Genomic DNA, 11,048 nt, shown 5'->3' with positions numbered 1-11,048 from the left:
GGTTTACGGGCCCGCCGCTTGACATAGAAGCGTCCCCGCTCAGCCCAGCGACCGGATCTGCTCCTGGAACCACCGCCGGGGCGGCAGCGCCACCGCCGCCTCGGCGAGCCGCTTCCGGCGCCCGCGCCGCTCCTCCGCCGGCATCGACAGCGCCCGGTCCAGGGCCTCGGCGGTCTCCACGGTGTCGAACGGGTTCACCAGCAGCGCGTCCTCACCGAGCTCGTCGGCGGCCCCGGCCTCGCGCGAGAGCACCAGCACCGAATCGCGCTCCGACAGCAGCGGCCCCTCCTTGGCGACGAGGTTCATGCCGTCGCGGATCGGGTTGACCAGCAGCACGTCCGCGAGCTGGAACGAGGCGAGCGAGCGCGGGTAGTCGTCGTTGACCTCCAGCACGAGCGGGGTCCACTCGGGGGTCGCGAACTCCTCGTTGATCTCCTCGGCCACCCGTCGCACCGTCTCGGTGTACTCGCGGTACTCGGCCACGTCGCCGCGGCTGGGGTAGGCGAAGGCCAGGTGGGTGACGCGCCCGCGCCACTCGGGGTGCAGGGTGAGCAGCTCCCGGTAGGACTCCAGCCCCCGCACGATGTTCTTGGACAGTTCCGTGCGGTCCACCCGCACGATCAGCTTGGTGTCGCCGACCAGCTCCGACAGGGTCTCGCGCCGTTCGGCCACCGCGGGCTCGGCGGCGCTGCGCCGCAGGTCCTCCTCGTCGGCGCCCAGCGCGTGCACACCCACGCCGACGACGCGGCCGCCGTGCTCGACGGTGCGGCGCGTGCGGTCGACGTCGGCGCTCAGGATCTCCTCGCAGCACCGCAGGAACGCGTCGGCCCACCGCGGGCTGTGGAACCCGAGCCGGTCCGCGCCGAGCATGCCCTCGAGCAGCTCGCGCGCCACCCGGTCGGGCAGCATCCGCAGGTACTCCGGCGGCGCCCACGGGGTGTGCGAGAAGTGGGCGATGCGCAGGTCGGGGCGGCGGGCGCGCAGGATCCGCGGCACCAGGGCCAGGTGGTAGTCCTGCACCGCCACACGTGCGCCCTCGGCCGCCCCGGAGACCAGGGCCTCGGCGAACGCGTTGTTGTAGGCGGCGTAGTCCTCCCACAGCCGCCGGAACTGCGACCCGAACGCCGGCTTGTTCGGGGTGTCGTAGAGCAGGTGCTGCAGGAACCACAGCGTCGAGTTCGCGACCCCGGTGTAGGCGCCGGCGAAGGTCTCCTCGGGGATGTCCAGCATGTGTACCCGCATCCCGCCGAGGTCGTGGGTGCGGTCCAGCCGGGAACCCGGTGCCTCTGCGGCGGCCCGGCGGTCGGCGCCGGACAGCGCCGCGCACACCCAGATGCTGTCGACCTCCGCGGCGACCGACATCATGCCCGAGACGAGGCCCCCGCCGCCCCTGCGGTGTTCCAGGGAACCGTCCTCCGCCGTCCGGAAGGAGACCGGGCCCCGGTTGGCGGCGATGAGGGTCTGTGCCTTGTCCACGGGTCGTTCCTCTCGAAGGCGTGGAGTCTCGCGGGGGAGACGCGCGGTACCCCGTATGTCTCGCCTGACTCCCGTCACCCCAAACGTGGCCCGCGGGCACGTCACCGGGCCGCAACAGAGCACGTGCACACGCCCGGGAACCACCTGGCGCGTCTCACCATGTGAGCAAGGTCGTGTAATCCACATCACCAGGCATGGAAAACCTGTCGATGTGTCCGTTACAGTGACGGTGCGGTTCCCAAGGGACCGGCGCAAAACTTCATATTGCTCATCCAGAGGGGTGGAGGGACCGGCCCTGCGAAGCCCCGGCAACCATCTCAGCATGCGACACTCGCGACCTGCGAGGCGGCTGAGGCAGGTGCCAACTCCGGCCTGGGGTCAGATCGGCCATCCAGGGAAGATGAGGGGAGACGCCTCGCCATGGCGATTGCCGCCGCAGAAAAGACCTCCGCCCGCGCCTTCGGTCCGGGAACCGCGCTCTCGTGCCGCGAATGCGGCGAGCGCTACGACCTCACCCCCCGCTTCGCCTGTGAGTTCTGTTTCGGCCCCCTGGAGATCGCCTACGACTTCTCGGGCGTCACGCGGGCCGACATCGAGAGCGGCCCCAACAACATCTGGCGCTACCGTTCGCTGCTGCCCGTGCCCGACAACGTGGCCGAGCTGCCGAACATGAACCCCGGCCTCACCCCGCTCGTGCGCGCCGACCGCCTCGGCGCCGAGCTGGGCCTGCGCTCCCTCCACGTCAAGGACGACTCCGGCAACCCCACGCACTCCTTCAAGGACCGTGTGGTTGCGATGGCCGTGGAGGCCGCCCGCACGTTCGGGTTCACGACACTCTCCTGCTCCTCCACCGGCAACCTCGCCGGTGCCGTCGGTGCGGCCGCCTCGCGCGCCGGGTTCGACTCCTGTGTGTTCGTGCCCGCCGGCCTGGAGGAGGCCAAGATCGTCATGGCCGCGGTCTACGGCGGCAAGGTCGTCGCGATCGACGGCAACTACGACGACGTGAACCGCTTCTGCTCCGAGCTCATCGGCGACCCCGCCGGCGAGGGCTGGGGCTTCGTCAACGTGAACCTGCGGCCGTACTACGCCGAGGGTTCCAAGACGCTGGCCTACGAGATCGCCGAGCAGCTGGGCTGGCGCCTGCCCGAGCAGATCGTCATCCCGATCGCGTCGGGCTCCCAGCTCACCAAGATCGACAAGGGCTTCAAGGAGCTCATCGAGGTCGGCCTCGTCGAGGACCGCCCGTACAAGATCTTCGGTGCCCAGGCCACCGGCTGCTCCCCGGTCGCCCAGGCGTGGGAGGCCGGCCACGACGTGATCCAGCCGGTCAAGCCCGACACCATCGCCAAGTCGCTGGCGATCGGCAACCCGGCCGACGGCCCCTACGTGCTCGACGTCGCCCAGCGCACCGGCGGCTCGGTCGAGCACGTGGACGACGACGCGGTCCGTGCAGGCATCAACCTGCTCGCCCGTACCGAGGGCATCTTCGCCGAGACCGCCGGCGGCGTGACCACCGGTGTGCTGACCAAGCTCGTGAAGGAGGGGCGCCTGGACCCCGACGCCGAGACGGTCGTGCTCAACACCGGTGACGGGCTCAAGACGCTCAACGCCGTCGACGCCGGTGTGACCGCCACCGTGAAGCCCTCCGTCGAGGCCTTCACCGCCGCGGGCCTCGCCTGAGCCCCGGCGCCTCTTCGCACCCACCCACACCTGAGAAGCAGAACAGGACCACAGCCATGAGCGCCACCGTCCGCGTGCCCACCATCCTGCGCAGCTACACCGACGACGCCCGCGAGGTGTCGGCCGAGGGCAACACCCTCCAGGAGCTGATCGACGACCTCGAGGCCAACCACCCGGGGATCCGCGCCCGCATCATCGACGACAAGGGCAAGGTGCGCCGCTTCATCAACGTCTACGTCGGCGACGAGGACGTGCGTTTCGAGAAGGGCCTCGACACCGAGATCTCCGAGGGCTCCCAGGTCTCGATCATCCCGGCCGTCGCCGGCGGTTGCTGAGCCTTCCCCACGACCCTCCGACGGAGGCCCCGGGCGTACCCCCTGCGCCCGGGGCCTCCGTGCGTCCGGGCCCGCCCGGGCCGGCCGCCCCGCGCCGCGTCCGTAGGCTGGAGGCCAGGGCAGCGGTACGAGGGGAAACGATGTCGGCGACACGGTTGTTGGTGCTGGGCGTGGTGCGCATGGAGGGACACGCGCACGGGTACCGGGTGGGCCGCGAGCTCCTGTCCTGGGGCGTGGAGGACTGGGCCAACGTCAAGTGGGGCTCGATCTACCACGCACTGCGCAAGCTCACCAGCGAGGGGAAGCTCCGCGAGTTCGAGGCGCCCGGCGACGAGGGGGAACGCACCTCCTACGCCGTCACGGAGGAGGGCGAGGCCGAGATCGGCCGCCTGCTCCACAAGGCCCTCACCACCATCGGCGACAGCGGTGCGCTGCTCGGCGCGGGCATCACGCTGATGACCACCCTGCCCCGGGCGGAGGCCGTGGAGGCCCTGCGCGAACGGGTCGCCCGGTTGGAGGAGGCGGGCTCCGTGTCGGTGGCGACCGAGGACAGCACGGAGGCGTGGAACAAACCCGAGCACGTGCGGGCGCTCTTCTCCCTCTGGACCCGCCACGTCGAGGCCGATCTGCTGTGGAGCCGTGACCTGCTGAGCGACCTGCAACAGGGCCGTTTCACCATGGCCGACGACAGCCCGCACGCCTTCGGCCTGCCGCCGGTGCACGCCTGAGGACGAGGGGGCGCAAGCATGACTGCAGAGAACCCCGGGGGCCTGGGCCGGCGCCTCCTCGAAGCCGGCTTCGGGAAACCCCGAGGGGTGCTGGGCCGGCTGGGAGGGTGGTCCATGGCCCGGGGCAACGCGGCCACCGAACGCCACCTCGTCGACCTCGCAGACCCGGACGAGTCCGAGGCGGTGCTCGTGGTGGGGTTCGGCCCCGGGGTCGGGCTCCGTGAGGCGGGTCTGCGTTCGGCGCGTGTGGTCGGTGTCGACCCCTCGCCGGTCATGCGCCGTTCCGCCCGTCACCGCTGCGCGGACCTCGTGCGCCGGGGCAGGGTGGGCGTCGAGCCCGGCACGGCCGAGGACACCGGTGCCGGCGACGGTTCGATCGACGTCGTGCTCAGCGTCAACAACGTCCAGATCTGGCCCGACGTGCACGCCGGGCTGGTCGAATTGCACAGGGCGCTGCGCCCCGGCGGCCGCCTGCTGATCTCGGCCCACCAGAAGTGGCTGACGGGCGGGGTTTCCGGGTTGATGCGCGCCCTCGAAGGCGCCGGGTTCGACCGGGTCCGGGGATGGACCTGGGAGCCCCCGGGGCGCACCGCCGGCACCGCCGCCGTGCTCTCGGCGCGCCGTCCGTGAGCGCCCGCCCGGGGAAGCCTGGGTGGGGACCCCCGGGCCGGGCTACCATCCGGCCGAGCACCCGACACGGACGGAGACCACAGTGGACACCCCCCGACCGCACGACAACGCCGAGCCGACCACCCGGCTCGAGACCGACATCCCCTCCTACCGGGGTGACACCCTCTCCGCCGTCACCCCCTCGCTCGCTGCGGCGCTGGGGGTTCCCGGATACGACGACCTCCTCGGCGCGGGGCACGTGCGGGCGGCGGCGTTCCTCCTGGTCGACGGGCTCGGAACACGGCTGCTGGCCCGGCACGCCCACCTCGCGCCGACGCTGGCCGAGCTCGCGCGGCGGGGCTCTGAGCTCCGGTCCGGGTTCCCCGCGACGACCGCGACGAGCCTGGCCGCGCTGGGAACCGGGCTGCCCGCGGGTGAGAGCGGAATCGTGGGGCTGAGCTTCACCGCCGACGGTTTCGGGGACGCCTCACCGGGGCCGGCGCTGGACGCGCTGAGCTGGTGTGCGCACACGCCCGACGGGTCGGTGGACCTGCGCGGGGAGGCCCCGCCGGAGTCGGTCCAGCCCAACGCGACGGTCTTCGAACGTGCCGCCGCGGACGGGATCGAGGTGTCGCGGGTGGTGCCCGGGTTCCACCACGGTTCCGGTCTGACCCGGGCGTTGTTGCGCGGGCCCGGGAGGTTCGTGGCCGCGGACGCCCCCGACGAACTGGTGCCCGGGATGCTGGAGGCGCTGCGCGGGCCCGGGCGGGCGCTGGTCTACGGCTACCACGGGGAGCTCGACCGCGCCGGGCACGATCACGGTCCCGGTTCCGAGCGCTGGATCGAGGAGCTCGTGCGGGTGGAGGCGCTGGTCACCGACCTCGCCTCGGACCTGCCCGCGGACACGGTGCTGGCGGTGGTCGCCGACCACGGGATGATCCACACCGGCGAGCACCGCATCGACCTGGACCGCAGCCCCGACCTGCTGCGTGGGGTGAATCGCCTGTCCGGTGAGGCCCGGGTCCGCCACGTGCACACCGAGCCGGGCGCGGTTCCGGAGGTGCTCGCCACCTGGCGTGAAGTGCTGGGGGAGCGGGCGCACGTCGTCGAGCGCGAGCGGGCGATCGCGGAGGGCTGGTACGGGGCGGTTTCTGATCGTAACCGCGGTCGGCTGGGAGATGTGATCGCTGCGGCCCGGGGCGACTGGACCCTCGTGCGGATGGATGCGGAACCGCGGCAGAGCGCGATGATCGGCCACCACGGGTCCTGGACCGCCGACGAACAGCTGGTGCCCCTGTTGCTGCTGCGTCCCGAGTGACTACGGGCGTCGGGCCGGGCCCTGCGGTATTGCAGGGCCCCTGTGGCAGTGGGAGCGTTGCCGCATGAAATGGAGCGCGGAACGGGCGAGAGACGCCTTCGTTGCTGCCCGTGTCGCTCGCCTCGCCACCGCCGACAGCGCGGGGCAACCGCATCTGGTTCCGGTGACCTTCGCGGCCTACGACGAGACGGTCGCGATCGCGGTGGACGGCAAACCCAAGTCCACGCGTGAGCTGAAGCGGCTGCGGAACATCGCCGACAACCCGCGTGTGTCACTTCTGGCCGACGAGTACGACGACGACTGGGAACGCCTGTGGTGGGCGCGTGCCGACGGTCGGGCGCGGGTCGAGCACGAGGGAGGCGACTGGGACCTGGCGCGGGGCCACCTGGTCTCCCGGTACCCGCAGTACCAGGACACGCCGCCGGAAGCCGCGATCATCCTGGTGGCCGTGTCGCGCTGGTCCGGTTGGTCCTTCCGGTAGGGCGCTGACCTCCCCTTGTTGCTGTCTCGGGTCGCCGGCGGCTGAAGTATTAAAACTTGAATATCGGGTGCGGGGCGGGCACACTGGCCTTTATGTTCAAGTTTGAATACGAAGGGAGGGGTGCACCGTGATCCGCACCCGAGCGCTGGCCCGGAGCTTCCGGTCCGGCAAGCACACCGTCGAGGCCGTGCGCGGGGTCGACCTCGACGTCGCCGAGGGTGAGCTGGTCGCGCTCCTCGGCCCCAACGGGGCAGGCAAGACCACGCTCCTTCGCATGCTCACCACCCTGCTCCCGCCCACCGCCGGCGCCGCGACCGTCGCCGGCTACGACGTGCGCACCGACGCCGCCCGGGTCCGCGCCCGCATCGGTGTCGTCGGCCAGGGCCACGGCCTCGGGGAGAGCCAGCGGGCCCGCGACGAGCTCCTCACCCAGGCGCGCCTGTACGGCGTCGGCCGGCGCGAGGCGCGGGCACGGGCCGACGAGCTCCTGGAGATGCTCGAGCTGACCGGTGTCGCCGACCGCGGCACCCCCTCGCTCTCCGGAGGGCAGAAGCGCCGCCTCGACATCGCGCTCGGGCTCGTGCACCGGCCCCGCATGTTGTTCCTGGACGAGCCTTCGACCGGCCTGGACCCGCAGAGCCGCGCCAACCTCTGGGGGCACGTGGCACGCCTGCGCGCCGAGCACGGCACCACCGTCCTGGTCACCACGCACTACCTCGACGAGGCCGACGGGCACGCCGAACGCGCCGTCGTGGTCGACCACGGGACGGTCATCGCCGACGGAACCCCCGATGCGCTCAAGGGGCAGGTCCCCGGCGACCGGGTCACGCTCGACGACGTGTTCCTGAACCTGACCGGACGCAGCTTGAGGGAGGGCGAGTGATGAGTGCCGCGACCACCGAGCGGAACACGCAGGACCCGGGGGCCGTGCGCCCCTCGGCCGTGCGCGACGTGCTCGCCGTGTGGAACCGCCAGGCCCGGCCGCTCGTGCGCAACCCCCTGGCGGTCGTCTTCGGGATGGCCCAACCGCTGCTGTACCTGGCGTTGTTCGCGCCCCTGCTCACCGGGCTCGGCGGGCCCGAGGGGCAGGACCCCTGGCAGTGGTTCGTGCCCGGGCTCCTGGTGATGCTGGCCCTGTTCACCTGCGGGTTCGCCGGGTTCGGGCTGCTGCCGGAGATCGCCTCGGGCGCGCACGAGCGCATGCTGGCGACCCCGGCGTCGCGGACCTCCCTGCTCCTCGGGCGGGTCGTGCAGGACGTCGCGCTCATGCTGGTGCAGTCGGTGCTCGTGCTGCTGCTGGTGCTGCCGCTCGGGTTCCGGGCCCCGCTCCCGGAGACGGTGCTCGGTCTGGCCCTGCTCGCGGTGCTCGGGGCGGTGCTGGCCACGCTCTCCTACGTCGTCGCCCTGGCCACCCGGCAGACGTACGTGTTCGCGCCGGTGCTCCAGACCGTGGTCATGCCGCTGATGCTGCTGTCCGGGGTGCTGCTGCCGATGGACCTGGCGCCCGGATGGCTGTACACCCTGTCCCGGCTCAACCCGCTCGCACACGTCGTCGACGCCGAGCGTGCCCTGTTCGCCGGGCAGTGGGGGACGGACGTCGCGGTGGGCTGGGTCGTGGCTCTCGTGCTCCTCGTGCTCTCCCTCGTGCTGGGCGCCCGGATGATGCGCCGCGGGGCCTCCTGAACAGGCCCCTGAGCAGGCGCGAAAAACCTGGCTGGGGCGGGTGTTCGCGCAGGTGGAGGGGGAAGGCTGAAGGGTCGGGAAATCGTGACCACATCGTTTGCACTCGCCATGGCCGAGTGCTAAAAATAGGAGTGCTTAGCACTCAGCACGTAGGAGTGCTAAGCCGGAGCGAGGCTGCGAGACCGTGGTCGCCGGCAGCAGGGTTGTCGGCACGATCCCGGTCGTCCGTCGCGGGCGCAGGCCTCGTCCCTTCGCGTATCAGCCCGGTCACGGGAGGACAAGAACTCAATGGCAGCCAAACTGATCGCGTTCGACGAGGAGGCCCGCCGCGGCCTCGAGAGCGGCATGAACCAGCTCGCCGAGGCCGTCAAGGTCACGCTGGGCCCCAAGGGCCGCAACGTCGTGCTGGAGAAGAAGTGGGGCGCCCCCACGATCACCAACGACGGCGTCTCCATCGCCAAGGAGATCGAGCTCGAGGACCCCTGGGAGAAGATCGGGGCCGAGCTGGTCAAGGAGGTCGCCAAGAAGACGGACGACGTCGCCGGTGACGGTACGACCACCGCCACCGTGCTCGCCCAGGCGCTCGTCCGCGAGGGCCTGCGCAACGTCGTCGCCGGCGCCAACCCGGTCGGCCTCAAGCGCGGCATCGAGAAGGCCGTCGACCGCATCAACGAGGAGCTCGGCAACCTCTCCCAGGAGGTCGAGACCAAGGAGCAGATCGCCTCCACCGCCTCCATCTCCGCCGGCGACGCCCAGATCGGCGAGGCCATCGCCGAGGCGATGGACAAGGTCGGCAAGGAAGGCGTCATCACGGTCGAGGAGGGCCAGACCTTCGGGCTCGAGCTGGAGCTCGCCGAGGGCATGCGCTTCGACAAGGGCTACATCTCGCCCTACTTCGCCACCGACCTGGAGCGGATGGAGACGGTCCTCGAGGACCCCTACATCCTCATCGTCAACTCCAAGATCTCCAACAACAACGAGTTCCTCCCCGTTGTGGAGAAGGTCCTGCAGGCCGGCCGTCCGCTGATGGTCATCGCCGAGGACGTCGAGCAGGGCGCGCTGCAGACCCTGGTCGTCAACAAGATCCGCGGCACCTTCAAGTCCGTCGCCGTCAAGGCCCCGGGCTTCGGTGACCGCCGCAAGGCCCAGCTCGGCGACATCGCCGTGCTGACCGGCGGCCAGGTCATCACCGAGGAGGTCGGCCTCAAGCTCGAGAACACCGAGCTCGACATGCTCGGCCGCGCTCGCAAGGTCGTCGTCACCAAGGACGAGACCACGATCGTCGACGGCAACGGTGACGCCACGTCCATCGCGGGCCGCGTCAACGAGATCCGCAGCGAGATCGAGCGCACCGACTCCGACTACGACCGCGAGAAGCTCCAGGAGCGCCTCGCGCGTCTGGCCGGCGGCGTGGCCGTCATCAAGGCCGGTGCCGCCACCGAGGTGGAGCTCAAGGAGCGCAAGCACCGCATCGAGGACGCCGTCCGCAACGCCAAGGCCGCGGTCGAGGAGGGCATCCTGCCCGGCGGTGGCGTCGCGCTGCTGCAGGCCAGCGTCCCCGCGTTCGAGAAGCTCGAGGCCGAGGGCGACGAGTCCATCGGTGCCGACATCGTCCGCCGCGCCATCGCCGAGCCCCTCAAGCAGATCGCGCTCAACGCCGGTCTCGAGGGCGGCGTCGTGGTCGACAAGGTCAAGCACCTGGAGCCGGGCGTCGGCCTGAACGCCGCCACCGGTGAGTACACCGACCTGTTCAAGGACGGCGTCATCGACCCGACCAAGGTCACCCGTTCGGCTCTGCAGAACGCGGCCTCCATCGCCGGTCTGTTCCTGACGACCGAGGCCGTCATCGCCGAGAAGCCGGAGAAGGCGGCGGCCCCGGCCGGCGACCCGACCGGTGGCATGGGCGGCATGGACTTCTAGTCCGGCCCGGGGTCGGATACGCGACCTCTCGCCCGCGACGACCGGGCGGTCCCTTCACGGGGCCGCCCGGTTTCGTCGTTCCGGGGCGGGCTCATCGGTGCGGATCGCTGTCCGGGAGGGTTCTCCGGGGCTATTCTGCGAAGTGTCGGGTGGGCGGGTGCGTGGCGCGCTACGCTTCCGTCCGGAGGTGCGAGACGAGATGAGTCTGGTGATGACGGAGACCGCCCCAGCAGCGGGGATGTCGCGGTGGGACTACCTTCTCGGTACCTGGCGAGAGCTGGACGTGCCCGACGGTTGGCGGGCCGAGATCGTGGACGATGACGGAGTCGTACTGGTGGCGCCCCCTTCTGACCCGCACAACATCATTGCGTCCCTGGTGCACCGGACGCTGATACGTGCTGTTCCCGAGGACTTGTACATCTTGCAGACACTCGGTATCCGGATGCCCGAGATCGAGCGTCTGTACATGCCGGACTTGGTGGCGATGCCCGAGTCCGTGGTGAGAGACCCCGAAAGAACCCCCTGCCCCGCCGACGAGGCCGAGCTCGCCGTCGAGATCGTCTCCCGCAGCAGCATGGACACCGACCGCAAGAAGAAGCTCTGGGGTTACGCACACGCCCCCGTCCCGCTCTACCTGCTGATCGACGCCTGGGACGAGACCGGGCCGTCGGTGACCCTGTACGAGCAGCCGGGCAACGGTCGGTACAACCAGGCGACCACGGTCTCGTTCGGGGAGAAGCTCACCCTCCCCGAGCCCTTCGACGTCGACCTCGACACCTCGCGCTTCCCTCTGCCCGACCAGTGGCCCACGGCCTGAC

At 71.0% G+C, this 11,048-nt stretch carries 10 protein-coding genes, 1 pseudogene and 1 riboswitch; of the genes and pseudogenes, 10 read left to right on the top strand and 1 reads right to left on the bottom strand.

What is annotated here, in order from left to right; all coding sequences use genetic code 11:
- Positions 1 to 39 precede the first annotated feature (39 nt).
- Positions 40 to 1,476 carry an alpha,alpha-trehalose-phosphate synthase (UDP-forming) gene (locus IDM40_RS26865; protein WP_193124879.1) on the bottom strand — a complete coding sequence of 479 codons (1,437 nt, stop codon included), beginning with the start codon at positions 1,474 to 1,476 and terminating at the stop codon, positions 40 to 42.
- A gap of 265 nt (positions 1,477 to 1,741) precedes the next feature.
- Positions 1,742 to 1,883, top strand: a riboswitch (SAM riboswitch).
- Between the two features lie 13 nt (positions 1,884 to 1,896).
- Here IDM40_RS26865 and thrC point away from each other — a divergent pair.
- From thrC to IDM40_RS26815, 10 genes and pseudogenes are all read left to right on the top strand, one after another.
- Entirely contained in the window at positions 1,897 to 3,156 is a 1,260-nt protein-coding gene (gene thrC, locus IDM40_RS26860; RefSeq protein ID WP_193124878.1) for a threonine synthase, read from the top strand.
- A gap of 56 nt (positions 3,157 to 3,212) precedes the next feature.
- Positions 3,213 to 3,491 carry a ubiquitin-like small modifier protein 1 gene (locus IDM40_RS26855; RefSeq protein ID WP_193124877.1) on the top strand — a complete coding sequence of 93 codons (279 nt, stop codon included), beginning with the start codon at positions 3,213 to 3,215 and terminating at the stop codon, positions 3,489 to 3,491.
- Positions 3,492 to 3,631: 140 nt separating this feature from the next.
- Positions 3,632 to 4,219 carry a PadR family transcriptional regulator gene (locus tag IDM40_RS26850; protein ID WP_193124876.1) on the top strand — a complete coding sequence of 196 codons (588 nt, stop codon included), beginning with the start codon at positions 3,632 to 3,634 and terminating at the stop codon, positions 4,217 to 4,219.
- 18 nt (positions 4,220 to 4,237) lie between these two features.
- Positions 4,238 to 4,849, top strand: coding sequence for a class I SAM-dependent methyltransferase (locus IDM40_RS26845; RefSeq protein WP_193124875.1), 612 nt, complete (start codon positions 4,238 to 4,240; stop codon positions 4,847 to 4,849).
- A gap of 82 nt (positions 4,850 to 4,931) precedes the next feature.
- Positions 4,932 to 6,146 (top strand): alkaline phosphatase family protein, encoded by a 1,215-nt coding sequence (locus IDM40_RS26840; RefSeq protein ID WP_193124874.1) that lies wholly within the window; start codon positions 4,932 to 4,934, stop codon positions 6,144 to 6,146.
- A 64-nt stretch (positions 6,147 to 6,210) separates the two neighbouring features.
- A complete protein-coding gene (locus IDM40_RS26835) occupies positions 6,211 to 6,627 on the top strand; it encodes a TIGR03668 family PPOX class F420-dependent oxidoreductase (protein ID WP_193124873.1) in 417 nt (138 codons plus the stop codon).
- A gap of 127 nt (positions 6,628 to 6,754) precedes the next feature.
- Positions 6,755 to 7,456, top strand: a pseudogene (locus tag IDM40_RS26830) (ABC transporter ATP-binding protein); the annotation flags it as partial.
- Between the two features lie 53 nt (positions 7,457 to 7,509).
- Positions 7,510 to 8,310 (top strand): ABC transporter permease, encoded by an 801-nt coding sequence (locus IDM40_RS26825; RefSeq protein ID WP_193124871.1) that lies wholly within the window; start codon positions 7,510 to 7,512, stop codon positions 8,308 to 8,310.
- A gap of 288 nt (positions 8,311 to 8,598) precedes the next feature.
- A complete protein-coding gene (gene groL, locus IDM40_RS26820; RefSeq protein WP_193124870.1) occupies positions 8,599 to 10,230 on the top strand; it encodes a chaperonin GroEL in 1,632 nt (543 codons plus the stop codon).
- Positions 10,231 to 10,429: 199 nt separating this feature from the next.
- Positions 10,430 to 11,047, top strand: a complete 618-nt coding sequence (locus IDM40_RS26815) for a Uma2 family endonuclease (RefSeq protein WP_235997976.1) — start codon at positions 10,430 to 10,432, stop codon at positions 11,045 to 11,047.
- The last annotated feature ends 1 nt before the right edge of the window (position 11,048 follow it).

Origin of the sequence: Nocardiopsis coralli (assembly GCF_014892575.1) — a bacterium.
Classification (GTDB): Bacteria; Actinomycetota; Actinomycetes; order Streptosporangiales; family Streptosporangiaceae; genus Nocardiopsis; species Nocardiopsis coralli.
Note: the sequence above shows the minus strand (reverse complement) of the source record. Positions and strands in the feature narration are given on the sequence as shown.

What these genes read in the sequence shown, in the direction of transcription:
- thrC (WP_193124878.1), top strand. Translation starts at nt 1,897, where the DNA reads ATGGCGATTGCCGCCGCAGAAAAGACCTCCGCCCGCGCCTTCGGTCCG.
- IDM40_RS26855 (WP_193124877.1), top strand. Translation starts at nt 3,213, where the DNA reads ATGAGCGCCACCGTCCGCGTGCCCACCATCCTGCGCAGCTACACCGAC.
- IDM40_RS26850 (WP_193124876.1), top strand. Translation starts at nt 3,632, where the DNA reads ATGTCGGCGACACGGTTGTTGGTGCTGGGCGTGGTGCGCATGGAGGGA.
- IDM40_RS26845 (WP_193124875.1), top strand. Translation starts at nt 4,238, where the DNA reads ATGACTGCAGAGAACCCCGGGGGCCTGGGCCGGCGCCTCCTCGAAGCC.
- IDM40_RS26835 (WP_193124873.1), top strand. Translation starts at nt 6,211, where the DNA reads ATGAAATGGAGCGCGGAACGGGCGAGAGACGCCTTCGTTGCTGCCCGT.
- IDM40_RS26825 (WP_193124871.1), top strand. Translation starts at nt 7,510, where the DNA reads ATGAGTGCCGCGACCACCGAGCGGAACACGCAGGACCCGGGGGCCGTG.
- groL (WP_193124870.1), top strand. Translation starts at nt 8,599, where the DNA reads ATGGCAGCCAAACTGATCGCGTTCGACGAGGAGGCCCGCCGCGGCCTC.
- IDM40_RS26815 (WP_235997976.1), top strand. Translation starts at nt 10,430, where the DNA reads ATGAGTCTGGTGATGACGGAGACCGCCCCAGCAGCGGGGATGTCGCGG.